Source organism: bacterium (genome assembly GCA_028821235.1).
In the GTDB taxonomy this organism is placed as follows: domain Bacteria; phylum Actinomycetota; class Acidimicrobiia; order Spongiisociales; family Spongiisociaceae; genus Spongiisocius.
In genome coordinates this window covers 92,725-115,635 of record JAPPGV010000017.1, presented here as the reverse complement: position 1 = coordinate 115,635, position 22,911 = coordinate 92,725, and the positions used below count along the sequence as shown (strand labels likewise).

Annotated in this window: 23 protein-coding genes and 1 tRNA gene; 7 read left to right on the top strand and 17 right to left on the bottom strand. The window is 67.5% G+C overall.

Features of this window, described 5'->3' with window-relative positions; all coding sequences use genetic code 11:
- Positions 1 to 1,073: 1,073 nt before the first annotated feature.
- The gene (locus OXK16_02105; GenBank protein MDE0374740.1) at positions 1,074 to 2,009 is read left to right on the top strand and encodes a hypothetical protein; all 936 of its coding nucleotides are present in this window, start codon (positions 1,074 to 1,076) and stop codon (positions 2,007 to 2,009) included.
- A gap of 19 nt (positions 2,010 to 2,028) precedes the next feature.
- Here OXK16_02105 and OXK16_02100 read toward each other — a convergent pair whose 3' ends face one another.
- From OXK16_02100 to cofG, 13 genes are all read right to left on the bottom strand, one after another.
- On the bottom strand, positions 2,029 to 3,195 hold the full coding sequence (locus tag OXK16_02100; protein MDE0374739.1) for an integrase arm-type DNA-binding domain-containing protein: 1,167 nt from the start codon (positions 3,193 to 3,195) through the stop codon (positions 2,029 to 2,031).
- Positions 3,196 to 3,468: 273 nt separating this feature from the next.
- Positions 3,469 to 3,542, bottom strand: a tRNA-Lys gene (locus OXK16_02095).
- A gap of 10 nt (positions 3,543 to 3,552) precedes the next feature.
- Positions 3,553 to 4,173 carry an RdgB/HAM1 family non-canonical purine NTP pyrophosphatase gene (gene rdgB, locus OXK16_02090; protein MDE0374738.1) on the bottom strand — a complete coding sequence of 207 codons (621 nt, stop codon included), beginning with the start codon at positions 4,171 to 4,173 and terminating at the stop codon, positions 3,553 to 3,555.
- Positions 4,170 to 4,880 carry a ribonuclease PH gene (gene rph, locus OXK16_02085; GenBank protein ID MDE0374737.1) on the bottom strand — a complete coding sequence of 237 codons (711 nt, stop codon included), beginning with the start codon at positions 4,878 to 4,880 and terminating at the stop codon, positions 4,170 to 4,172. The genes rdgB and rph overlap by 4 nt, the downstream gene beginning before the upstream one ends.
- Before the next feature lie 19 nt (positions 4,881 to 4,899).
- Positions 4,900 to 5,643: an MBL fold metallo-hydrolase gene (locus OXK16_02080; protein MDE0374736.1), complete on the bottom strand. Its 744-nt coding sequence runs from the start codon at positions 5,641 to 5,643 to the stop codon at positions 4,900 to 4,902.
- A 29-nt stretch (positions 5,644 to 5,672) separates the two neighbouring features.
- The gene (gene dprA, locus OXK16_02075) at positions 5,673 to 6,713 is read right to left on the bottom strand and encodes a DNA-processing protein DprA (protein MDE0374735.1); all 1,041 of its coding nucleotides are present in this window, start codon (positions 6,711 to 6,713) and stop codon (positions 5,673 to 5,675) included.
- Positions 6,710 to 8,242 carry a YifB family Mg chelatase-like AAA ATPase gene (locus OXK16_02070; protein MDE0374734.1) on the bottom strand — a complete coding sequence of 511 codons (1,533 nt, stop codon included), beginning with the start codon at positions 8,240 to 8,242 and terminating at the stop codon, positions 6,710 to 6,712. The genes dprA and OXK16_02070 overlap by 4 nt, the downstream gene beginning before the upstream one ends.
- Before the next feature lie 348 nt (positions 8,243 to 8,590).
- A complete protein-coding gene (locus OXK16_02065; protein MDE0374733.1) occupies positions 8,591 to 8,938 on the bottom strand; it encodes a YraN family protein in 348 nt (115 codons plus the stop codon).
- A gap of 113 nt (positions 8,939 to 9,051) precedes the next feature.
- Positions 9,052 to 9,603 carry a signal peptidase I gene (gene lepB, locus OXK16_02060; GenBank protein MDE0374732.1) on the bottom strand — a complete coding sequence of 184 codons (552 nt, stop codon included), beginning with the start codon at positions 9,601 to 9,603 and terminating at the stop codon, positions 9,052 to 9,054.
- A 154-nt stretch (positions 9,604 to 9,757) separates the two neighbouring features.
- Positions 9,758 to 10,099: a 50S ribosomal protein L19 gene (gene rplS, locus OXK16_02055; GenBank protein MDE0374731.1), complete on the bottom strand. Its 342-nt coding sequence runs from the start codon at positions 10,097 to 10,099 to the stop codon at positions 9,758 to 9,760.
- A gap of 347 nt (positions 10,100 to 10,446) precedes the next feature.
- Entirely contained in the window at positions 10,447 to 11,112 is a 666-nt protein-coding gene (gene trmD, locus OXK16_02050) for a tRNA (guanosine(37)-N1)-methyltransferase TrmD (protein ID MDE0374730.1), read from the bottom strand.
- A 54-nt stretch (positions 11,113 to 11,166) separates the two neighbouring features.
- Positions 11,167 to 13,056, bottom strand: a complete 1,890-nt coding sequence (gene cofH / locus OXK16_02045; protein ID MDE0374729.1) for a 5-amino-6-(D-ribitylamino)uracil--L-tyrosine 4-hydroxyphenyl transferase CofH — start codon at positions 13,054 to 13,056, stop codon at positions 11,167 to 11,169.
- Positions 13,053 to 14,198: a 7,8-didemethyl-8-hydroxy-5-deazariboflavin synthase CofG gene (gene cofG, locus OXK16_02040; protein ID MDE0374728.1), complete on the bottom strand. Its 1,146-nt coding sequence runs from the start codon at positions 14,196 to 14,198 to the stop codon at positions 13,053 to 13,055. The genes cofH and cofG overlap by 4 nt, the downstream gene beginning before the upstream one ends.
- Positions 14,199 to 14,273: 75 nt before the next feature.
- Between cofG and OXK16_02035 the strand changes: the two genes are divergently transcribed.
- A complete protein-coding gene (locus tag OXK16_02035) occupies positions 14,274 to 15,920 on the top strand; it encodes a SulP family inorganic anion transporter (protein ID MDE0374727.1) in 1,647 nt (548 codons plus the stop codon).
- Between the two features lie 62 nt (positions 15,921 to 15,982).
- Here the strand turns inward: OXK16_02035 and rimM are convergent, their stop codons facing one another.
- The 4 genes from rimM to ffh form a co-directional block, all read right to left on the bottom strand.
- The gene (gene rimM / locus OXK16_02030; protein MDE0374726.1) at positions 15,983 to 16,474 is read right to left on the bottom strand and encodes a ribosome maturation factor RimM; all 492 of its coding nucleotides are present in this window, start codon (positions 16,472 to 16,474) and stop codon (positions 15,983 to 15,985) included.
- Between the two features lie 88 nt (positions 16,475 to 16,562).
- A complete protein-coding gene (locus tag OXK16_02025; GenBank protein MDE0374725.1) occupies positions 16,563 to 16,811 on the bottom strand; it encodes a KH domain-containing protein in 249 nt (82 codons plus the stop codon).
- The gene (gene rpsP / locus OXK16_02020) at positions 16,808 to 17,230 is read right to left on the bottom strand and encodes a 30S ribosomal protein S16 (protein ID MDE0374724.1); all 423 of its coding nucleotides are present in this window, start codon (positions 17,228 to 17,230) and stop codon (positions 16,808 to 16,810) included. Before rpsP ends, OXK16_02025 begins: the two co-directional genes overlap by 4 nt.
- Positions 17,231 to 17,233: 3 nt before the next feature.
- Positions 17,234 to 18,703 carry a signal recognition particle protein gene (gene ffh / locus OXK16_02015; protein ID MDE0374723.1) on the bottom strand — a complete coding sequence of 490 codons (1,470 nt, stop codon included), beginning with the start codon at positions 18,701 to 18,703 and terminating at the stop codon, positions 17,234 to 17,236.
- A gap of 136 nt (positions 18,704 to 18,839) precedes the next feature.
- Here ffh and upp point away from each other — a divergent pair, with 136 nt between their 5' ends.
- From upp to OXK16_01990, 5 genes are all read left to right on the top strand, one after another.
- Positions 18,840 to 19,460 (top strand): uracil phosphoribosyltransferase, encoded by a 621-nt coding sequence (gene upp / locus OXK16_02010; GenBank protein MDE0374722.1) that lies wholly within the window; start codon positions 18,840 to 18,842, stop codon positions 19,458 to 19,460.
- A complete protein-coding gene (locus tag OXK16_02005; GenBank protein MDE0374721.1) occupies positions 19,457 to 19,768 on the top strand; it encodes an MGMT family protein in 312 nt (103 codons plus the stop codon). Before upp ends, OXK16_02005 begins: the two co-directional genes overlap by 4 nt.
- Positions 19,765 to 21,063, top strand: a complete 1,299-nt coding sequence (locus tag OXK16_02000) for a thymidine phosphorylase (protein MDE0374720.1) — start codon at positions 19,765 to 19,767, stop codon at positions 21,061 to 21,063. The genes OXK16_02005 and OXK16_02000 overlap by 4 nt, the downstream gene beginning before the upstream one ends.
- Before the next feature lie 113 nt (positions 21,064 to 21,176).
- Positions 21,177 to 21,935 carry an electron transfer flavoprotein subunit beta/FixA family protein gene (locus OXK16_01995; protein MDE0374719.1) on the top strand — a complete coding sequence of 253 codons (759 nt, stop codon included), beginning with the start codon at positions 21,177 to 21,179 and terminating at the stop codon, positions 21,933 to 21,935.
- Positions 21,936 to 22,886, top strand: coding sequence for an electron transfer flavoprotein subunit alpha/FixB family protein (locus OXK16_01990; protein MDE0374718.1), 951 nt, complete (start codon positions 21,936 to 21,938; stop codon positions 22,884 to 22,886).
- Positions 22,887 to 22,911: the final 25 nt, after the last annotated feature.

The window sequence follows — 22,911 nt, the reverse complement described above, 5'->3', positions numbered from 1 at the left end:
GGGGGTGGGGAATTTCAGTGATCAACTCCGGGGATTTTCAATGACCATCAACATCTCAACCACAGTTGACGCCCCTCGCGGAACATGTGTCCTCCTTCGATCTCAGGCACCACCAACGGCACATGGGGTAGGGTCACAGTCCCTCGGTCCGGACGTTCGGTTTCCGTTGTCTCGATCCGGATGATCCGTTGGGCCCTGTGGCGGTCGACACCCAGCCAACGACCGGTCGCTGCCCGTAGGCGCTCTTGGCGTGGCCGTAGCCCTTCCTTTCTGCCGCGGCACTGCCAGTAGCAGGCATGGTCAGAGGGATACGCGACCGCTGTAGGGTGGATGCGCGACTGGTCGCGCATGAGCGCGACCCCAAGGCGGTGGGTACGCGACCGGGCCGGGGAACCGCTTCGGTATGTTCGATGAGAACAACCCACCCCATCCTCGTCCAATTCGGAGGGGAGACCACAGAGGGCTGGCACACAACCGCCGGCTATGAGCAAGAAAGGAAGGAAGGAAAGGAGGATGAAGGACCAGACCCACAACAGCCGGGCGAGTGCCGACTATCAGCAGTCGGCGATGCCACCTCCCGGTGGTGGGCGGGTGGTGAGACTGCCCGAAGCCCTCGAGATCATCCGGTTGAGCAGAACCACAATTTGGCGTCGGGAACGGGACGGGTCATTCCCCCACCCATCCGCTTGGGCGGGGAACACACCCGAGCGGTGGGCTGGCGGGAACAAGACATCTACGACTGGGCCGACAACCTATCCCCCGCAGCCTGAAACGAACACAACACCAAACCCCCACCGGCCCTAGGGCGGCATCCCGCCTCCCCGGCGGTCCCAGCGACCGAGCGGCTCCGGGAACACTACCCACACCTACCGTGCGGAACCGGCCACGACCCTCCCCTTCCTCAAACCTGACACCCTTTCTCCGCACCCGCGGCCGGCGCTCCGACCACATGTCAGCGTGTGGCACACAGCTACGATCAGAACCATCCGCGCAGCGGGCGGGAGGTGAACGCCATGCCCGGAGAAGGCACAGGCCACCGAACGACCAGCAAGCCATGGCTGATAGGCGCAGCCTTGGCCGCTTTCACCGCTGTGGGTGTCTTTTCGGTCGTTTCCGCATTGGGCGCCCAGAACCAGAACACCGGCACTCGGGATACGACACAGCCTGTCAACGAGCCCGTAACGGCGTCCGAAGCAACCACCACGACAGGAGTGGGATCGGGGGAGGTGACGGGTTACGGGATAGAGGCCACCGACACCACCAGCACCGCAGCAGCTCAGTCCGGTGCCGAAGCAGACCGGACATCCCAGGACCAAGACATTGCGGTGACCGACACCACCCTGCCATCACCCGAACCCGAACAAGCCGCTGCGCAAGCCGGACAAGCCCCGACCACGACGACTATTCGGGTGGTGTCATCGACCACCTCCACGACCCCTGCGGGCCCGCCGGTTCCCCGCCGGGTGCTTCATCCCACCTGGGACCACCGCCTCCCCAGCACATGGGAAGGCCTTCCCGCCACCGAATGCAACAAAGAAACCTTCAGGATCGAAATGCGGTACTACGACAACGTCACCAGCTGGGACCACTTTCCCGAGGGGTGGACTCCCATGGGCCCCGCTGATGCCGAGGCGTCCGTGATAGGACTCGCGTTAGCGGACCCGTCTTATGAGGTGGAGCCAGGACGCGCCGGTTACGCCAAACTGGAAAACGCGTTAGCCAAGCGGGGACGACTGAACTTCTATCCGACTCCCTTCGAGGACTACTGCGAGGTGTACAAAGAACTGCGGGAAGCGCTGACCGACCTCGGTGTCTCATCCGCCCAGGACATACGCGACATGGGAGAGCCCGCCGCTAACGTCCGCTGGTACGCAGCCCATGTCAAACGCTACATCGACAGGCTCAGTCTGAATCCCGACCATCCATCATGCGCGTCCATCCTCGCCGGCGCCGAAGCCGTCCTCACCCCCTACCAACCCACCACCACAACACCCCTGACCGGGAACTGAACAAGGTGTGGCTACCCGGTTAGCGGGTGAGGTATTGTGCCCAAGCCTCCATGACCTCACGGCGCCGCTCAAGAACGTCCCCTCGCGCGTAGGCTTGCTCGGCAGCCGACCCGATCCGATGAGCCAAGCACAACTCTGCGATCTCCCTGGGCACCGACTGGTCAGCGGCCCAATCTCGGAACGTGCTGCGGAATCCGTGCAATGTACCGCCGAGATCGAGACCGGACACTAGCTTCGACAGCTGCCAGGGTCCGAGTTCGCCGCCCTTGGCGCTCGGGAACACGAACGCCGCGGGGTCGGACGGGTCTCCGTACTCCGCAGCCTCGGAAAGGACGCTGAGAGCCACAGAGACAAGCGGAACGCGGTGCTCACGGCCCGCCTTCATCCGTTCGGCCGGAATGATCCATATAGCCGCCTGCTGGTCTATCTCCGTCCAGTGAGCACCCCGTACCTCCCCGGAGCGAACTGCGGTTAGGATCGCAAACTCTGTCGCCATCCGCACCGGCGGATGCCCCGCCGCCGCACGGATCCTCCGCAGCGCTACGGAGGCCTTACGGTGAGGAACAGATGCGAGATTCTTCCTCGGGCCGTTAGTCTTTGGAAGTGCCTTGGTGATGGTGGACCCTGCCGGATCGTCTCCGCGGTGGCCCTCCGCTATGGCCCATGCCATCACGGCCGAGATGCGTTGCCGTACCCGCTTGGCCGTGGTCGGTTTGGTTGCCCAGATCGGTGTGAGGATCGCCATCACATCAGCGGTGGTGATCTGGTCGACGCGCTTCGATCCCAATGCCTGATACACATAGTCATTGAGTGACTGGCGCCACTGGTCAGCTGATCGACTGCCGGGCTTCCACTTCGCCCCGTAGAGTCCGATCACCACCTCGGCGGCGGTTTCGAATGTGGGAATCTGCTGCAGGTTACGCTCGTATCTCGGGTCCCCACCCTGCCTTGCGACCTTGCGATACTCGAACGCAATACGCCGCGCTTCGGCCAGGCTCGTGTAGCGGACAGCTCCGAGTCCGTAATCACGTCTTCGACCCTGAACAGTCCCCCGCCACACCCATTGCTTCGACCCTCCGGGGGCAACTCTCAGAACGAGACCGTCGCCGCGTCCGTCGTAGTACTTGCCCGGCTTGATGACAGACCTCACGAACTGTGCCGTGAGTGCCTTCCTGTTCCTGGTCATGTTCCGTTCCATTTCTGTTGCCTCGGTCCGTTGCCAGGCAAGTCGTGGGACAATACGAGGGATTGAGAGAGTCCGCGCGACTCAAAGATCCTGGAGAATTGCCAAGGATTGTACCTCATCTTGTCCCTCATACAGATGAGACTACCCGCAACATCCGGAAACCTCAAGCAACGAGGTGAATGAGTGGTGCAGTCCGTGTATCTCTATACCAAACCACCCTCTGACCTGGGACGTTGCAACTAACTGCTACATGATGAAACAGAGAGAAACGAGTGGGTCGCCCGGGACTCGAACCCGGAACCTGCGGATTAAGAGTCCGTTGCTCTGCCAGATTGAGCTAGCGACCCACGGGCCACTCTAGCGATGTGTCTGTGAAACAACCAGGCGTTCTCCGGCCGCCAGGGCATCCGTGAGGGCCTGGATGGCCCGAGCCCGGTGGCTGATCTGGTCCTTCTCCTGCTGATCCATCTCGGCCAGGGTGCGGCCGCCCACGTCGAAGACCGGGTCGTATCCGAAGCCTGCGGATCCGCGCCGCTGCAGGGCGATCTCACCGACCAGCTCTCCCTCCGCGACAACTTCGGCGCCGTCCGCCAGGATTGCCACCACCACGGTGCGGAAGCGGGCGGTCCGATCCTCCACGCCCCGCAGGGCTGCCAGGAGTGCGTCCACGTTCGATCGGTAGGTGGCATCCGGCCCCGAATACCGGGCCGTGTGGACTCCCGGCGCTCCGCCCAGAGCGTCCACTTCGAGACCCGTGTCGTCAGCGATCGAGGGCAGGCCGGTGCTCCGCGCCACCTGGCGGGCCTTGAGGAGGGCGTTGCCCTCCAGCGTGGGTGCGTCCTCCACCACATCGGGCCACTCCAGCCCGCGGACCACCTCGCCGACCAGGCCGCGGCGGGTCAGCAACGCCTCCAGTTCGGTGATCTTGTCCGGGTTCTTGGACGCCACCACGGCGCGGTCTATGACCGGATGGCTCACCCGGCCACCAACTCCGCCTGGAGGTCTGCGATCCGGGAGATCCCCGCCGCGGCCAGGTCCAGGAGCTCATCCAGCTCGGCCCGGCTGAACGGGAGTTGTTCTGCGGTGCCCTGGACCTCCACCAGCAGGCCACGCCCGGTCATGACCACGTTGAGGTCCACCGAGGCCGCCACGTCGTCCTCGTATTCCAGGTCGAGCAACGCCACGCCTCCCACCAACCCCACCGAGATGGCGGCCACCCGATCGAGCAGCGGGTTGGCTGCCAGGCGCCCCTCGGATACAGCCCATTCCAAGGCGTCGTGAAGGGCGATCCATCCGGCGTTGACCGCCGCCGTGCGCGTTCCCCCGTCGGCCTGGATCACATCGCAGTCCACCACGACCATGGTGTCGGCCATCTTCCCCAGGGCCACCACCGCGCGAAGGGAACGACCGATGAGGCGGGAGATCTCCTTGGGCCGCCCTGATGTATAGGAACCCCGCGAGATGCGCTGGTTACCGGATCCCGGGAGCATGGCGTACTCGGCCTTCACCCATCCCCGGTTGGTATTCCGCATCCAGGGCGGCACCTTGTCCGCGATCGAAGCGGTGGCCAGCACCACCGTCCGACCCATCTCGATCAACACCGAGCCGGGGGTCATCTCCGTGTAGCCCCGGGTGATCCTGATCGGCCGCAACTCGTCGGCCGGTCTCCCTCTCGAGCCGGTCATATGCACACCACCCGGCCCATCACACCGTCATGCGAGCGCCGGGCACGGCCAGCGCCACCCGGCCATCGAACTCGGACTCCGCTTCCGACAGGATCCGGTCGGGGTCCTCATGGGCGGGGATGTGTGTGAGCACGAGACACCCCACTCCGGCTGCCGCGGCCATGGCCCCGGCTTCGGCGCCGGTCATGTGATGGGGGTAGGAGTCGGGGCCCCTCCGGCCGGTCATGGTGGCCTCGGCCAGCAACATCTCGGATCCCGCCGCGTGCGAGGCGACTGCGTCGCTCGGGCCGGTGTCGGCGGTGTAGGTGACGGAACGGTCTCCCGCCGAAACGCGCGGGGCCAGGGTGGGCGGAGGATGGTTGGTCCGCACCATCGAGACGTCCATCGATCCCAACCGGACCGAGTCGCCGTCGCCCGCGGTGACGAACTCGAAGGCGCTGTCCAACGCGGCCGGGTGCTGCAGGAACGCGGCCAGCGCTTCCGGCAGGCCATCCGGGCAGACCACCCGGATCCGGCCTCGCCGGCCCGGACCGTAGGCGATCGAGTGGTACATGGCGAAGATGTCGGAACAGTGGTCAGGATGACGATGGGATAGGAACACGGCGTCGATCTCCATCGGGTCCAGCTCCCTGCACAGGGCCAGGTAGGTGCCCGGCCCTGCGTCCATCCAGAGATTCGTCTCGCCGTCCGAAACCAGGTAACCGGAGGCGGGACGCCCGGCGGTCGGATAGGTGCCGTTGGCGCCCAGCACCGTCAATAGCATGGCTCCAGCGTAGCCAAGCGGACGGGGCCCTACTCGCGGCGCCCAAGTGCCACCACCATCCCGTCGCCGTCGATCGTCACCGCCCCCTGAGCCATCAGGCGCCCTAGCTCGGCCATGCCTGCGACAGGGTCTTCGCCCAGCGTCGCAAGGAACTCGGCCACGGGAAGGCCCGGGTCACCGACTGCGGAAGATGCCTCGGCCGGCGTGGCGCCGGGTGCCGGCCCGATGGCCAGCTCCAGGCCCTCCACCAGGTCGTCGGCGTCTAGGACGGGAACGGCGCCGTCCCTGATCAACAGATTGCATCCCAGCGAGCTGAGCCTTCCTACATCACCCGGAGTGGCGAAGATGTCGCGGCCCTGCTCGAGGGCCATGCGGGCGGTGACCAAGGCACCGCCCTTGGCGCCGGCCTCCACCACCACCACCGCATGGGCGATCCCCGATATGAGCCGGTTCCGGGGCGGGAAGCGCCAGCCCAGCGGGCGGGCGCCCGGAGGCGCCTCGCTCCACACCGCACCGCCAACCTCAAGAAGCGACATCCCGAGGTCGCGATGCAGGCGCGGGTACCACACGTCCACCCCCGAGCCCAGCACGGCGATACCCGGCGTGGGACCGCGCAGCGAACCGCGGTGGGCGGCGCCGTCGATGCCCTTGGCCAGCCCGCTCACCACCCACCAGCCGGCTCGGGACACCGCCTCTCCGTATCTCTCCGCCAGACGTCTCCCGTAGGTGGTGCAGGCGCGGGTGCCGACGATCGCCACCGCCTTGCCCCGGAACGGCGCTCCCTTCCGGAAGAGGAACAGCGGGGCGTCCTCCAGGTCGGCTAGTCGGCCGGGAAAGCCCTCACCGCCTGGAACGAGAAAGTCGATCCCGGCCCGGCCGAGTTGCTCCCTCCGCTCGTCCGCAGGGACGGCCGCCGCTTCCCTGGCGAAGGCCGGGACCGACAACTCGCCGATCTCGATCTTCCTGAGCACCCGCGTCGGGGTCCCGGCCTTGCTCACGAGGTTGCGAAGCCGATCGGGGTGCATGCCGACATGGGCCAGCCTGATGAGGGCGTCGGGGTCGTAGGTCATACCAGCCCCCTCAGGGCCAGCGCCTCGGCGGCATGGGGTTCCTCGACGGCGACAGATCCGGCGAGATCCGCGATCGTTCGGGACAGGCGCCGGACCCGGTCGAAGCCCCGCCCCGTGAGGCTGCCGTGCCGGAGGGCGCCCTCGACCAACCGCTGGGCGCCGACGGCCACCTCGAGCGAGTCGAGGCCGGTCCGGCTCAGGCTGCGGTTGCTGGCACCGCGTAGCTCCTGTGCCTCACGGGCCGATGCGATCCGCTTGGCCACCTCGCTGGAGGGCTCCTCGGGCGGGCCGATCATGGCGTCCGGATCCACCCTGTTCACCTTGATGCGGATATCGAAGCGGTCCATCAGGGGCCCCGACAGGCGCCGCCTGTAGCGCTGCTTCATGCGGTCCGAACACGAGCACCCATGCCGGTTGTCACCGTCGTACCCGCAGGGGCACGGGTTGGTAGCAGCCACCAACTGGACCATGGACGGGAACGTGACCGAGACACCCTTGCGGGCGATGGTGACCTGACCCTCCTCCAGCGGCTGGCGAAGTGCGTCCAGCAAGCTGGGCGGGAACTCCCCGAGCTCATCCAGGAAGAGCACGCCGCGGTGCGCCATGCTGACCTCACCCGGCACCGGTATGCCCGATCCTCCGCCGATCACGGCTGCCGTGGTGGCCGTGTGGTGCGGCGAGCGGATAGGAGGCTGGAACAACGCCGGCCTCGGCCGCCCCGCTGACGACCAGACCTGCGCCACCTCCAGGGCGGTGCGCTCGTCGAGCGCCGGCAACACGCCCGGCAGGCATCGGGCCAGCATGGTCTTGCCTGATCCCGGCGCGCCCGACAGGAGCAGATGATGACCTCCCGCGGCCGCCACTTCGAGCGCCCGCTTGGCCAGCGGCTGGCCTCGAACCTCCGAGAGGTCGGGCATGGACACGGTGGGCGGCTCGGCCGGCGGCAGCGGCGGCCGGAATTCACCCTCTCCCAGCGCGGCCGCAATCGCGGCTCCCAGGGATCCCACCATCCGGACCTCGGCTGACGAGACAGTGCTCGCCTCCTCGGCTGCGCCCGGGGGTAGGAGGCACGGAACTCCCATGTCCGACGCCACGATGGCCGCTCCGAGCCCGCCCCGAGCAGGCCGGATACTCCCATCGAGAGCCAGCTCGCCCAGGGCGACCACCTGGCAGGCACCCCTAGGGATCTCGCCGGCGGCGGCCAGCAATGCCAGCGCTATGGGGAGGTCGTACGCGCTCCCCGACTTGGGAAGGTCGGCCGGCGCCAGGTTCACCGTCACCGTCTTCGGCGGGAATCGGTAGCCGGCCACCGACATGGCCGCCATGACCCGGTCCTTGGCCTCCCGAACCGCGGTATCGGGCAAGCCCACCACGTTCAGACGGCCCTTCTCTCCTCCTCCGACATGAGCCTCCACCTTGACGGCGCGCGCCTCTACGCCGACCAGGGCTACGGAGTTGGTTGATGCGAACATGACCCGAAGCATGGGGAGGGGCTGTGACAGGATTCTCCAGAACGCGAAAAGTTCCATCTCAGGCGCGGGGACCGACGTGAGGCGAACGCCGGGATAACATCGCGGCATGGGATTCAACCCCTTCCGCAAGCAGGAACGTCGGGCGGCCGATGTGGTGATGGTGGTGGGAGCCATCGCTGTGACGGCCGCCCTGGTGGCATGGGCCTTCCTGGGCGGCTGAGCGTCCGTCCGGTCCAGCCCTCCTCGGCTCTCAAGCCCTACGAATGCGGGGGTTGCGGGCAGACGATCCCGAAGGGGAGGTACCACGTCGTGGTGGTACCCGAAGAGGCCCCGGACCTGCGCCGGCACTGGCACCGGGGATGCTGGAACAAGGAGCGGCGCCGCGTCGGAGGCCGAAGAGCGCTCCTAGGCGACCCGTGGGTGCCACTCGACCCCCACACCGTCGTCCCCGACCACGACAGTGACCAGATCGACCCGGCGGATTCCTAGCGAACGAGCCATCCGCACCACCTGCCGCGCCTTGCGGTCGGTGAAGTTCCACCGGGGATGCTCGCCCGGCACCTCCGTGCCGCTCTTCACCTCCACCACGAACCGCCCGCTCCGGTCCGCCGCAACCAGATCGACCTCTCCCCGGCCGATCCGGATGTTCCTCTCGAGCACCCGGACGCCGTTCCGCTCGAGGAACGAGGCCGCCAACCGCTCCCCGAACGCGCCCAGGCGGCGCCCGTGAGTGCTGAAATCGCTGTCGCTCATATGAGTCGAGCCTCGGTCCGGCAGTACGGCCAACCTAAGGCACGCCAGTGACAGGTAGTAGTCGATAGTCAATATAACTAGCAACTAGCAACTAGCAACTAGCAACTAGCAAGTTACAGGCCTTCCAGACGAGACACGGGCCAGAACCGGATGAAGGCGCGGCCCACGATGGTGTCAACCGGGACCGGCCCGAAACTCCGGCTGTCGCGGCTGTTGTCGCGGTTGTCGCCCATCACCCACACATGCCCGTCGGGTATGTAGATCGGGCCGAGGTCGGCCATCCGCGCCCCGGGCGGCACGTAGGGCTCGTCCAGCACCAGCCCGTTGACTACCACCCGGTTGTCCCGGACCTCCAGCCGGTCCCCGCCTACCGCGATCACCCGCTTGATCAGGTCCTCCACGCGCGCCACCCGGATGCCGACCGCCTCGACAACGTGGCGAACCATGCTCTCCCAGATCGGCTCGGGCGGATCCTCGTACTCCATCGGCATGTCGAAGACGATCACCTCGCCCCTGTCAGGGCCATCGAGAACGTAGGCGATCCTGCTCACCAAGACCCGATCATCGATCTCCAGCGTGGGGATCATGGACTCGGAGGGGATGAAGAAGGCCTGGACGAGGAAGACCTTGACCAGTACCGCCACGACCACGGCCAGGAACAGCACGCCTGCGGCCTCGCGCGCGAAACGGCCGCCGTAGCGACGCCCCGGTGAGGGTGCGGGCGGGGCGTGTGCCCGTGATGGGGCAGGCTCCGTGCCGGGCCCGCTGTCCGCTTGCACGGGGTCTCGCACTTCAGGCCGCGGGCGGGCGGGATGTCTCCTAGCGCTTCTCCTTGATGCGCGCCGCCCTGCCTACCCGGCCTCTCAGGTAGTAGAGCTTGGCGCGGCGGACCTGCCCGCGGCGGGTCACCTCGATCTTCTGGACGATGGGGGCGTGAACCGGGAAGATACGCTCCACTCCGATACCGAAGCTGATCTTGCGAACGGTGAAGGTCTCCGAAAGGCCGCCGCCGTCCCGGGCGATCACCACTCCTTCGAATATCTGGATGCGCTCCCGACCGCCCTCGACCACGCGAACGTGTACCTTGACCGTGTCGCCGGGACGGAAATCCGGTACTTCTTCGCGCAGATGGGCGCGCTCGACATACTGGAGGTCGTTCATCGAGGTCTCCTTACGATCGCGATCCTGCCGGACCCGCGACCCGGCTGCTTCGTGAGATCGTGGGTCTGCCGGACAGGGTAAGCAGCCCGGGCAGTTTACCCGGTTCCGAGAGCCGATTCCAACAGGGACCGGCCGGAGCGTTCCTAACCCCAATCATTCATGGTGGGGGTCTGTCCAGGTGACGAGAATGGATGCTACGTACTCCTGGCCTGGGGTTACAACCATCTGACAGCCCCGTCTTGCAGTTGGTGCGGAATCAACCACAGGGTGAGGTGTGGCCGCTTGCGAATGATGTGGTTGAAGTGGCCCGATCCGCGTTGGTTTGCTGGGGACATGAATAATCAGGGTTAAAGGAGCAGGTCGGGGCGCCGTTCCCGGGTTCGGCTCTCCCGTTGTGCCTCTCTCCAGGCCTCGATCCGGCCGTGGTCGCCCGATACGAGGACCTCCGGAACGGCTCGACCCCTGAAGACCGCTGGTCGGGTGTACTGCGGTTCCTCGAGCAGGCCATGGCGGAACGACTCGTTCTCCAACGACCGGGGATTGCCGAGCACGCTTGGGAGCAGGCGGGCCACCCCTTCGATGACGGCCAGCGCGGCGGCGTCTCCTCCGGCCAGCACGAAATCACCCAGCGAGACCTCCTCGTCGATGAACTCCTCGACGAATCGCTCGTCCACCCCCTCGTAGCGGCCGCATACCAAGGTCAAGGCCCCGTACCCCGCCAGCCGGTCGAGCGTGCTCTGGCGGAGCGGCCGCCCGGCCGGCGTCAGCAGCACCTTGTGGGTGTGGAGCCGGCTCTCGATGGCATCAGCCAGCGGCCCGGGCATGAGCACCATGCCGGCGCCACCGCCGAAGGGAGCATCGTCGACCTGGCGATGAACGCCGACCCCGTACTCGCGGAGGTTGATGAGGCTCAGCTCCATGGCGCCGGATTGCACGGCCTTGGCGACCACGCCCACCCCGGTCGGGCCGGTGAAGAACCCGGGGAACAGGGTTATGACCGCCACGTCGATCATGGTTCCCTCACTCCGTCTCGATCCCGAAGAGACCGGCCGGGTGACCGTCCGTCCTCAGATGCGAGGCCGGACCCGGCCCTCGACCGCCTGGTAAAGGGTATCGCGCCGGACCGGGCTACGTCCGGCCCCCTCGATCACCGCCTCGAGTTCCGCCGCACCGACCTCCTGGCCGTGTGACGCCCCTGCGGCGCGCGAGATCGTCTCGTTCATCAACGTGCCGCCCAGGTCATTGCAGCCGGCCGAGAGCAGCCGGGCGGCGCCGTCCGTGCCCAGCTTCACCCACGACGCCTGGATGTTGGGTACCAGGCCATCCAGGGCCAGGCGGGCAACCGCGTGAACCAGGACCACCTCGTCCCAGGTCGGGCCCGGCCGCGCCCGTCCCCGGAGGTAGATCGGGGCTCCCATGTGGACGAACGGGAGCGGCACCAGTTCCGTGAAGCCACCGGTACGCCGCTGGATCTCCCGGATGACCTCCAGGTGGTTGGCCCAGGACACGGGGTCGTCGATGTGGCCGAACATGATGGTGGAGGTAGACCTGAGACCCAGCTCGTGGGCGGTGAGCATCACCTCGGCCCACTGTGACGTGCGGATCTTGTCAGGGCACAGGTGTTTGCGGACCCGGTCGTCGAGAATCTCAGCTGCAGTCCCCGGCAACGTGCCGAGACCGGCCTCCTTGAGCATCTCCAGGAACGCCCGGATCGGCATGCCGAGGGTGTCCGCCCCCTGCCACACCTCCAGTGGCGTGAAGCCGTGGACATGCATCTCCGGCACCGCCGCCTTGATCGACGACAAGACGTCCACGTAGAACCGGCCGGTGAACTCAGGATGTATCCCCCCCTGGAGGCACACCTCGGTGGCGCCGCGCGCCGCCGCCTCGGTGGTGCGGTTCACCACCTCCTCGATGGACATCAGATAGGGGTCGCCGCGCAGGTTCAGGCTGCGGGGACCCTTCGAGAAGGCGCAGAAGCCGCAGCGGAAGTAGCAGACGTTGGTGTAGTTGATGTTGCGGTTCACCACGTAGGTGACGGTCTCCCCCACCCGTTCCCGCCGGAGGACATCCGCCACGGCGGCTATCGCGTCCACGTCATCGCCGCGAGCCGACAGGAGGGTGACCATCTCGGGCACCGTGGGCGGCGTCGCCTCGATAGACCGGTCGAGTATGGCCCGAACCTCCGGCGATGCCGCCGCCATCCCGGGCCAGGCTCCGTCCGCCCACAGGGCGTCCGGCCAGGCCGCCGAGACACGCCGCGGGCTGAGAGGAGGCGAGGTCGCCATACCGGGCGCCCACTCGTATCGAGGCCGGGCGTACCCGCCTCCGTCGATCAGGTCCAGGTACGCCCTGAACAGATCGCGCGCCAGCGAGTCCCGAGCCTCGTCCACCGTGATCCCGCCTGGCACGGCCACCCGCTCGATCAGGCGACCGCCCAGCGCCACCCTGAGCTCACCGATCCGCTCGGTGTCCCAGTCACGCAGCAGAAGGTCGCGGGCGCCTTCATCGACGGCGGTGACGGCTTCCACAACGGAGTCGGCGAACACGGAAGGTCTGGCATCGATGGCAGGAAGGCCGCAGATGTCGGCAGCCTCGCCCACCCGACTCCGACCGGTGCGGAGGAAGGCGGCGCCCGTTCTCGCCAGGGCGTCGATCACCTCCGACCGGTCGTCCGTGTGGACCACCGTGAGCCGCCAGCCGGCAACCCCCTGATCCGACAGCTCCAGGGCCTCACCCGGTGGCAGGATCCAGGAGATGACCTCCTCTTCGGTTACCCCTACGGACACCGGCAGCAGTCCTCCGGACAGGCAGCCCGCCACCGACTCGGCGCCCGGGCTCCGCAGCTCGAGGGAGGTGGTGCCCTCGGCGCGGCGGGTGGCCGCCGCTGCCTCGGTGACCTGGTGGGCCGGTCGAAGGCGGCAGAACGTGATGTCGGTGTTGACCCGAGGTGTCATAGGGGCGCCTCCAAGCGACTTGAAGCATGCCTAGCGTACCCGTGATCATCGGTCGCGGCGCTCGCCCGGCCGATCATGCCCCGGTCGATCCAGGTCTCGCCGATGAACTCGGGATAGACGGGCAGGCGGGGCCTCAACTCGAAGCCGTGGGCCTCCGTCCGGGCTCGTAGCTCGTCCAGATGCGGCCAAGGCGCCTCCGGGTTCACCCAGTCGATCGTGAGCGGTGACACGCCTCCCCAATCGTTGATCCCGGCCTCCAGGTAGATCTCGTACCGCTCCGTGAGGTTGGGGGGCACCTGCAGGTTCATCTCCGGTCCGAGGATCCAGCGAGCCACTGCCACGACCCTGGCGAACCAAGCCGGTATCGGCTCGGCCGACCTCCGCATCAGGGTGTCGGCCTTGGCCCGGAAATTCTGGACGATGACCTCCTGGATGTGGCCCCGGCGGGCGTGGACCTCCCGGATGGCGAACAGGCTGTCGACGATCTCAGGGGTGTTCTCGCCGATCCCGACCAGGATTCCGGTTGTGAACGGGACGCGCGCCGCGCCGGCCGCCTCGATCGTCCTCATCCGGACGGCCGGGTCCTTGTCGGGACAGTTGTGGTGAGGCATCCCGGGCTCCATCAGGCGCGGAGAGATGTTCTCGAGCATCAGGCCCATCGAGACGTTGGTCGGGCGCAGGGCCTCGATCTCGGTCACGGTCATGATCCCGGGATTGGCGTGGGGGAAGAGACCCGTGCTCTCCACGATCAACTCGCTCATGGCCCGGACGTACCCGATCGTGGTGCTATGACCCTGGGTAGCCAGGAACTCTCGTGCCTGGGGCCACCGTTCCTCGGGACGGTCCCCCAGCGTGAGGAGCGCCTCGGAGCACCCGGCCGCATCACCGGCCTCGGCGATCGCCAGCACGTCATCGGGTGTCAGGTACTCCCCTCCCGCACCGGGTGGCTTGGCGAAGGTGCAGTACGTGCACACGTCCCGGCAGAGGGTGGTGATCGGGACGAACACCTTGGGGCTGTACGTGATCGTGCGTCCGCGCCCTTCGTCCCGCATCCGGCCCGCCAGCTCGAACAGCGGGCCATTGGCCAGCTTCCCGTCTATGTAGTCGACAGCAAGCTGGTGGTCGGGAGGTGGGTAACCCATTCGAGTCACGGATCTTAGAGGGGGCGCGGGCGGGTCGGTACGCGCGCGGCAGACCGGGGGTAGAGTGGACGAAGCGTGAAACTCACCCTGGGCACCTTCCGGGAATACACCCCGAGCAACTTCCGGGATGATGCTTTCGGAGGCATCACCGCGGCGGTGGTTGCTCTGCCCCTGTCGTTGGCATTCGGGGTGGCATCGGGACTCGGTGCCATCGCCGGACTTTACGGTGCCATCGCGGTCGGCTTCTTCGCCGCGGTCTTCGGAGGCACGAACACCCAGATCTCCGGTCCGACCGCGCCGCTTGCCGTGGCCATCTCCGTGGTGTTCATCTCCACCGGCGAGAGCCTGACCCAGACCCTCACGGTGGCGGTCCTGGCGGGCATATTCCAGATCCTCATCGGAGCGCTGCGGCTCGGTAGCTACATCGCTTACACGCCTTACCCCGTCGTGTCCGGATTCACGACCGGCGTCGGCGGCATCATCCTGTTCGTGACCACACTGCCGCTGCTCGGCGCCGAGCACGCGTTGGGAGGTCCGCTGGCGGCGGTGCGGGGCTGGCCCGCCGCGCTTGCCGACATCAACCTCGGCGCCGTGGTTCTCGGCGCGACGGCCATCGGCGTGAGCATCATCTGGCCGCAACGGCTCCGAACGGTCCTACCGACCTCGGTGGTGGCGCTGGTGGCGGGCACGGTGCTGGGCTTCACGGTCTTCACAGGCGCTCCCACCATCGGTGAGGTGCCCACCGGGCTGCCTGCTATCGCCCTGCCCTCGCTCACCCTCGGCATCCTGGCCGACTCCGCCCTCCCGGCGCTGACGATCGCTCTCATCGCCTCGATCAACAGCCTCCTCACCGCCCTGGTTGCGGACTCGATGACGGGCGACGATCACAACCCCAACCGGGAGTTGATCGGGGTGGGCATGGGCAACGTCGTCGCCGGGCTGATCGGCGCCATCCCGGGCGCCGGCGCCACCACGGCCACCGCGGCCAACATCCGCGCCGGCGGCCGCACTCGGGTCTCGGGCGTGTTATGCGCCGCCCTCATCCTGGCCCTGGTCCTGGGACTCGGGCGCTACATCGACCGGATCCCCCACGCCGTCCTGGCCGGCATCCTGGCGAAGGTGGGCTTCGACATCATCGACTGGCGCTTCTTCGCCCGGTTCCGTTTCATCCAGCGGGAGCACTTCCTGGTCATGCTGATCACGCTGGGGTTCGCCGTGTTCGTGGACCTGGTGACGGCGGTGGGCATCGGCCTGATCGCGGCCGCCCTGACGAGCGCCCGGCAGTTCGAACTGCTGGAGCTCGAGAGCATCGTGTCCGTTCCCCTGCTCGATGCCAGCTTCCTCGGCAGCCTCGACCTAGACGGGGACGATGACGATTTCGACATGTTCTCCGCCCGGGTGGGCCTGATCAAGCTGCGAGGAACGTTCACGGTCGCCTCGGCCAAACGGATGACCAGGTTGATCGGTCTCGACATTCGAGAACACGAGGTGGTGATCCTCGACTTCTCCGAGACCCTGTACGTGGACCCGAGTGCGGCCCAGGTGGTGGGGAGGCTGATCGACACCGCTCTTGCGGAGCAAACCGAGTGCATCGTGATGGGCCTGGATGGAAATGCCAAGACCAGCCTGGAAGCGTTCGACGTCCTGCGCCGCGTGCCGCAAGATCGCTACACCGAGAACCTCGACGAAGCGAGAGAGCTTGCCAGGTCCTTGCTGGGCTAGTTGCTAGTTGTGAGTTGCTAGATTATATCAGAATATATTGTTTACCAACTATGGACGGACGACTACTGCGGGGCGAGTAGGCCATCGGGAGGGTCCACCCGCAGCCACCCACCGGCCACATCGACTTCCGTAACGAGGGCCTCCACGAAGGGGATCTCGGCCTCCGAGCCGTCATGGCACTTGACCAGGAGCCGGTCCTGGGGGGCCTCGATCAGGTCGTCCACCACGCCGACGGTCTCGGATCCGATCCGCACATCCAGCCCGATCAACTGATCGGGCCAGTACTCGCCGGGCCGAAGCGCCCTCCTGTGTGCCTCGTCGATGAGGAGGTCGGCCCCCACCAGCTGCTCCGCCTTCTCTGCGGAGGTGATCCCGGCGAACTCTGCAACAGGACCCCCGGAGTGGGTGTGGAAAGCTCTCAGAACCAGGAGCGGGGCGTCCGGTAACCCGGTGCGAAACCGGGCCGGAGCGACGAAGCGTTGCGGATAGTCGGACTCGACCCGTACGCGCACAGCGCCGCCGAGCCCATGGACCCCGACGATCCGCCCGACCACCACCGGTACCCCGGTGGGTTGGCCGGCGCCCCGGGCCGGAGGCCTCGCTACCGCGCCCGCCTCCTGCCGCCGGACCGGTCCCGAGCGCTCAATCGACGAATTCGACCCCTACGGTGAGGCCTTCCTCTTCGGCCGCCGCCTGAGCGACGGTCCGGATGGCCCGCGCCACCCTTCCGCCCCGGCCGATCACCCGACCCATCTCGCCGGGCGCCGTCTTCACTTCGGCGAGCATCCTGTCCTCGCCCTGGTCGATCATCGTGACCTGTACGGCCTCGGTGTCGTCGACGATCGATGTAACGACATACCGGATCACGCGTTCTACGATCGCGCCGCTCATGCTTCACCGTCCTGCTGGTCGTCTGCGGGGGTTTGGTCCTCCTCCGGAGCGGCAGCCGGTCCCTCGGCAGCCGAGTCCTCGGCGGCCTCAGGAGACTCCGTCACATCCGGATCGGGGGGTGAGCTCTGCGGGGGGTCGTCGAGACGGTAGACGCCCGCCCGGGACACCTTCGGTTGCGCGACCGCCCCGGAGATCTCGAGCAGCTTCTGCACCCGGTCGGTCGGCTGTGCGCCGGTGCCCAGCCAGTACCGGGCCCGGTCGTTGTCGATCTCGACCAGCGAAGGATCCCGCCGGGGGTCGTAGCGACCGATCGACTCGATGATGCGACCGTCCCTGGGGGATCGTGCATCAGCCACCACCACCCGGTAGGTCGGCTGCTTCTTCTTACCCATACGCCTGAGGCGGATCTTCACCGCCATTCGTCACCTCTTTTTCTTCTTCTGGAGCTTCTTCGGAGTTCTTGGCTTCTTCTTAGGCCGGCCGGCCGGGCGGCGGCGACCCCCACCACGCGGGCGTTCCATCACCGTACCCATAAGGCCGCCAGGCAAGGCGCCTTCCACGCTTCCCGGGAACCCGCCGCGCATGCCGGGGAATCCCATCCTGGTCTTACCCCGCGACAGCGACTGGAACATGCCGCGCATCTGGTTGAACTGCCGCACCAGACCGGCCACATCCTGAACGGAGGTTCCCGAGCCCAGGGCGATCCTTCGCCTGCGACTGCCGTCGATGACCTTGGGGTTAGCTCGTTCGGCGCGGGTCATCGAGCAGATGATCGCCTCCGAGCGGCGAACCTCACGATCAACCGCCTGCGCATCCGCCATAGCGGGGCGCGCACCGGGGATCATACCAAGTAGCTCCCCCACCGACCCCATCCGGCGCAGGCTCTTCACCTGCTCGATGTAGTCGTCAAGGGTGAACTCCGCCCGTAGCAGGCGCTGGGCCATGTCGGCCGCCTGCTGCTGGTCGACTGCCTCCTCGGCCCTCTCGATGAGGGTCAGGACGTCGCCCATGCCCAGTATGCGGGATGCCATCCGCTCGGGATGGAATACCTCCAGATCCCGATGCCCCTCACCGGTACCCACCAACTTGACCGGGAAACCGGTCGCCTCCCGAACCGAGATGGCCGCGCCGCCCCGAGCGTCGCTGTCGAGCTTCGAGAGCACCACACCGGTCAGATCGATGTGCTTCGAGAAGCCTCTGGCCACCGCCACGGACTCCTGCCCCGTCATGGCGTCCAGCACGAGCAGCACCTCGTCGGGCGAGGCGGTGCGAGCCATGGCGCCCAGTTCGGTCATGAGGTCCTGGTCGATCTGGAGACGGCCGGCGGTGTCCACCACCACCACATCGAGACCCTCCCGATCGGCCTGCCGGAGGGCACTCCTCACCACGGATACCGGGTTTCTCCCACCGCCCTCGAACACCGGGACGCCGATCCGTTCACCCAGCTGTTGCAGCTGTTCCACCGCTCCGGGACGTACCAGATCGCCCGCAACCATCAGCACGCTCTTCCCGCAACGCCGGTAGTGGTCGGCCAGCTTGGCGGCGGTGGTGGTCTTACCCGAGCCCTGCAGCCCGACCACCAGCGTGGTAAGCGGCTTCCCACCGGTGGTCACCAGCGGTACGGCCTCGCTACCCAACGTCTCCAGGAGGGACTCGTGGACGATCTTGACCACCTGATGGCCCGGCGTGATGCTCCCGATCACCTCGGCGCCCACCGCTCGAACCCTGATCCGGTCGAGCAGCCGGTCGGCCACCTCCTGGTTCACATCGGCCTCGAGCAGAGCCAGCCGCACCTCGCGCAGGGTCTCGTCGACCTGGCGCTCGCTCAGACGACCCCGGCCCCGGATGCGATCGAACGCCGTCTCGAAACGGGCTGTGAGGGTTTCGAACACCGACGGGACTCCTCGCGGGCTGCTGGAGACAAGCTAGCGGGTTTCCGGCAACTACCGACTGACACCTGACCGTCCCGGGGTATTCTCCGGCCAGCAGAAACAACGTTGCCCGGGCAACATAACGGAGGGAATCCACTTGGGAATCACCGTCGTAGACCACCCGCTGAGCCGCCATTACCTCAGCAATCTCCGCGACCGGACGACCGATCCGGCCGAGTTCCGCCGCGCCACCCGCCGCCTCTCCTACATCCTCACCCTGGAGGCGACATCGAGGTTGGCCGAGACCGAGTACCGCCTGGAAACGCCGCTCGCGCCGGCGACCGGGTACCGCCCGGGCCCGCCGCTGGTGGCTGTCGCGGTACTCCGGGCCGGATTGGGGTTGATCGATGCGGTGGTGGACCTGTTACCCGAAGTGGCGATCGGCTACGTGGGAGTCCAGCGCGATGAGGAGACGGCCCGGCCGATGGCCTACTACACCAAGTTCCCCGAGATGAGGGAACGCACCGTCCTGGTCCTGGAACCCATGCTCGCCACCGGGGGCTCGCTGGGCTGGGCGGTGGAGCAGGTCAAGCAGGCCGGAGCGGCGCACGTGGTCGCCGTGTGCGTGGTGGCCGCGCCGGAGGGCGCCGCCCGGATGGAGCGCGAGCATCCGGATGTGGAGGTGGTGGCGGCGGCCATGGACTCCCACCTGAACGACAGCTTCTTCATCGTGCCCGGGCTGGGCGACATGGGCGACCGGCTCTTCGACACTCCGTGAGCAGCGTTCCCGTCGACGAGGGCGGGCGAACATTCACCGAGCGGGTGTACTCCACGATCGAGAGCCTCGCCGAGGGCGAGGTGGCCACGTACGGCGAGATCGCGGCCGATGCCGGCCGGCCGGGCGCCGCCCGGGCTGTCGGACGGATACTGGCGAACTCGGACGGCCTGCCATGGTGGCGGGTGGTGACGAGGGAGGGCCGGCTCGTGCCGGGTTTGGAGGACGAACATGCTCTCCGGCTGGCCCGCGAAGGGTTGGCGGTCCGGCACAACCGGGTCGTGCGGTCGTCCGGGGCAAAGCCGGAATGAGCGCTCGGAGCATCCGGGAGGCGATCCGGCACAAGCGCAACGGCGGGCAACTGGGTACCGACGACATCCGGACCTTCGTAGCCGGCGTGGTGAGGCGCTCGATCCCGGACTACCAGGCGGCCGCCATGCTCATGGCCATCTACTTCCGCGGGATGTCGGATGCCGAACTGGCCACGCTGACCGCTGCCATGATCGAATCCGGAGAACGGCTTGCCATTCCCTCCACCGTACCGAAGGTCGACAAGCACTCGACCGGCGGCGTAGGCGACAAGGTCAGCATTGCCCTGGCCCCCCTGGTGGCATCCTGCGGCGTGACCGTGCCGATGATGTCGGGGCGGGGCCTGGGACACACCGGAGGAACCCTCGACAAGCTGGAGTCGATCAGGGGCTTTCGGACCGCCCTCAGTACCAAGGAGTTCGGGCGGATAGCCACCCGTCACGGCGTGATCATCGCCGGCCAGTCCGACCAGATCGTCCCGGCCGACCGGATCCTGTACGCCCTCCGGGACAGCACCGCCACGGTGTCCTCGGTGCCACTCATCAGTTCCTCGATCATGTCCAAGAAGCTGGTCGAGGGCCTCGACGCGCTGGTGCTGGACATCAAGGTGGGGTCGGGCGCCTTCATGGAGACCGTGGAGGACGCTCGCCGCCTCGCCACGACCATGGTCGGGGTCGGCAAGTCCCACGGCGTCGCCACCAGGGCGCTGCTCACCGCCATGGACCAGCCACTCGGGCGGGAGGTGGGCAATGCCAACGAGGTCGTCGAGGCGATCGCCGTGCTGCGCGGCAAGGGTCCTGCCGACCTCTCCCTCCTCGTGAGGTCACTTGGTATCCACATGCTGGAGGCGGCAGGAGTGGACGGCGCCGCCCAGCGGATCGACCGGAGCCTGGAGTCCGGAGCCGGCGTGGCCAAGCTGGCCGAGATGATCAAGGCCCAGGGAGGCGACCCGAGGGTGGTGGAACAACCCGAGAGGCTTCCCGGCGCCGCTCATGCCCGGAGGATCCGGACTACCGGGCAAGGTTACGTGACGTCCATCGACGCCCGGGCCATCGGGCTGGCGGCCATGAGCCTCGGCGCCGGCCGCCAGACCATGGAGGATCGGATAGATCACGGGGTGGGCATCACGCTCTCCGCCAAGGTGGGTGACGAGGTGCGGAGGGGCGACGTGCTGGCCACCCTCCGCTTCAACGATCCCGGCCTTGCCGACCAGGCCTCGGCTCTCGTCGAGCGTGCCTACGTGATCGGCGCCCTCGAACCGGACCGGCGACCCCTCATCCTGGAGACGGTCGCCTGAAGGGCGGCGTCTCCCGGCAGCGCGGCCGGGCGGGCCGTCGACACCCACTCGGGGCCCGCGCAGACCGCTAGAATCGGCGCTTCCGAAGCAGGGTCGTCAGGAGTTCAAACGCAATGCAGGTGCTGGTGTGCGTGAAGCAGATACCCGATCCCGCCTCCCCCTCGTCGCTCGATCCGGACACCGACCGCCTGGTGAGACCACCGGAGCAGGTGCTGGACGACACGGATCGGTACGGCATCGAGGTGGGGCTCCAGCTGGCCGAACAGACGGACGGTGCGGTGACCCTCCTCTCCATGGGCCCGACGGGCACCATGCAGGGAATCCGCCAAGCCCTCGCCATGGGCGCCGACAAGGCCGTTCTCGTGGACGACCCCGCCCTGGAGGACAGCGATGCCCTGACCACCGCCAAGGTTCTGGCCGCTGCCGCCCACCGTGAAGGATTCGACGTCCTCGTGACGGGGGTCGAGTCCACCGACGGCTACTCCGGCGTGGTTCCCCAGATGATGGCCGAACTGCTGGTGGTACCGGCGCTCACCTTCGCCCGGAGGGTGGAGATGGACGGAGCGGACCTCCGGATCGAGCGCCAGACGGCATCGGGTTTCGATGTGGTGCTCTCGCCCCTCCCGGCCGTGCTGTCGGTCACCGCGGGGGCCGTAGAGCCCCGCTATCCCACCTTCAGGGGAATCATGGCGGCCAGGAACAAGCCGGTCGACAGCCTGACCGCGGCCGACCTGTCCGTAACGGATGGCCCTGGTCAAAGGGTGGTATCCGTGGCGCCGGCGCCCGAGCGAGAGGCCGGTGAGGTGGTGGAGGACGGCGGTTCCGGCCACCTCCGCATCGTCGAGTTCCTCGAGTCGGCAAGGGTTTTGTAGATGGCGACCTGGGTTTTCGCGGAAGCAACGGAACGAGGGCCGGGCGAGCCGGCCCTGGAGGTGCTGTCCGAGGTCGCCTCCCACGGTGAGGCAGTGGCCGTCTACCTGGGTGAGGCTTCCAGCGAGGCGCTTGGCGTCCTGGGCACCTACGGCGCGTCCACCGTGTACAACCTGACCGGTGGGGGCGACCTGCCTGCGGCGGCCGCCGCGGCGGCCCTGGCCGATCTGGTCGAGCGGGAGGCGCCCGGGGCGGTGCTGTTCGCCCAGACCTACACATCGCGGGACGTGGCGGGCCGGCTGGCAGCCCGGATCGACCGGCCGGTGATTTCCAACGCGGTCGACGTGGCGATCGGTGACGGCTGCACCGTCACCAGCGAGATCTTCGGGGGCACGCAACTGGTCCGGACAGCCTTCACCGGGCCGGGCCCGCACCTGGTGCTGGTCCGACCCAAGTCCTTCTCCGCCGAGGAGCGGGGGGGCGCTGTGAACCGGGTCGAGGAATACCCGCTCCCCGACGCCGGGCACGCCGGATCGCCGCAGGTGGTCGACACGACCGTTGAGCAGGCGGAGGGCCCGCAGCTGGGCAGCGCCAAGGTCATCATCAGCGGGGGCCGGGGGCTGGGCAGCGCCGAGGCGTACGCTCTGATCGAGGACGTCGCCGAACCGTTGAGCGCCGCCACCGGAGCCACTCGGGCGATCGTGGACGCGGGCTGGGTTCCCTACGCCAAACAGGTGGGGCAGACCGGCAAGACCGTGAAGCCCGAGGTCTACATCGCCTGCGGGGTATCGGGCGCCATGCAGCATCTGGTCGGGATGAAGGACTCGAAACGGATCGTGGCGGTCAACAAGGACCCGGAGGCGCCGATCTTCTCGGTTGCCGACCTGGGGATCGTGGGCGATGTACACGACGTCCTGCCCAAGCTCGCCGAAACACTCCGCGCCCGCGACTGACCATGGAGGGCCGCTCCGGCCGCAT

Bases quoted from the DNA above. Each gene is read 5' to 3' on its own strand.
- OXK16_02100 (MDE0374739.1), bottom strand. From the start codon at position 3,195: ATGACCAGGAACAGGAAGGCACTCACGGCACAGTTCGTGAGGTCTGTC.
- rph (MDE0374737.1), bottom strand. From the start codon at position 4,880: ATGACCGGCTCGAGAGGGAGACCGGCCGACGAGTTGCGGCCGATCAGG.
- OXK16_02080 (MDE0374736.1), bottom strand. From the start codon at position 5,643: ATGCTATTGACGGTGCTGGGCGCCAACGGCACCTATCCGACCGCCGGG.
- dprA (MDE0374735.1), bottom strand. From the start codon at position 6,713: ATGACCTACGACCCCGACGCCCTCATCAGGCTGGCCCATGTCGGCATG.
- OXK16_02070 (MDE0374734.1), bottom strand. From the start codon at position 8,242: ATGGAACTTTTCGCGTTCTGGAGAATCCTGTCACAGCCCCTCCCCATG.
- OXK16_02065 (MDE0374733.1), bottom strand. From the start codon at position 8,938: ATGAGCGACAGCGATTTCAGCACTCACGGGCGCCGCCTGGGCGCGTTC.
- rplS (MDE0374731.1), bottom strand. From the start codon at position 10,099: ATGAACGACCTCCAGTATGTCGAGCGCGCCCATCTGCGCGAAGAAGTA.
- trmD (MDE0374730.1), bottom strand. From the start codon at position 11,112: ATGATCGACGTGGCGGTCATAACCCTGTTCCCCGGGTTCTTCACCGGC.
- cofH (MDE0374729.1), bottom strand. From the start codon at position 13,056: ATGACACCTCGGGTCAACACCGACATCACGTTCTGCCGCCTTCGACCG.
- cofG (MDE0374728.1), bottom strand. From the start codon at position 14,198: ATGGGTTACCCACCTCCCGACCACCAGCTTGCTGTCGACTACATAGAC.
- OXK16_02025 (MDE0374725.1), bottom strand. From the start codon at position 16,811: ATGAGCGGCGCGATCGTAGAACGCGTGATCCGGTATGTCGTTACATCG.
- rpsP (MDE0374724.1), bottom strand. From the start codon at position 17,230: ATGGCGGTGAAGATCCGCCTCAGGCGTATGGGTAAGAAGAAGCAGCCG.
- OXK16_02000 (MDE0374720.1), top strand. From the start codon at position 19,765: ATGAGCGCTCGGAGCATCCGGGAGGCGATCCGGCACAAGCGCAACGGC.
- OXK16_01995 (MDE0374719.1), top strand. From the start codon at position 21,177: ATGCAGGTGCTGGTGTGCGTGAAGCAGATACCCGATCCCGCCTCCCCC.
- OXK16_01990 (MDE0374718.1), top strand. From the start codon at position 21,936: ATGGCGACCTGGGTTTTCGCGGAAGCAACGGAACGAGGGCCGGGCGAG.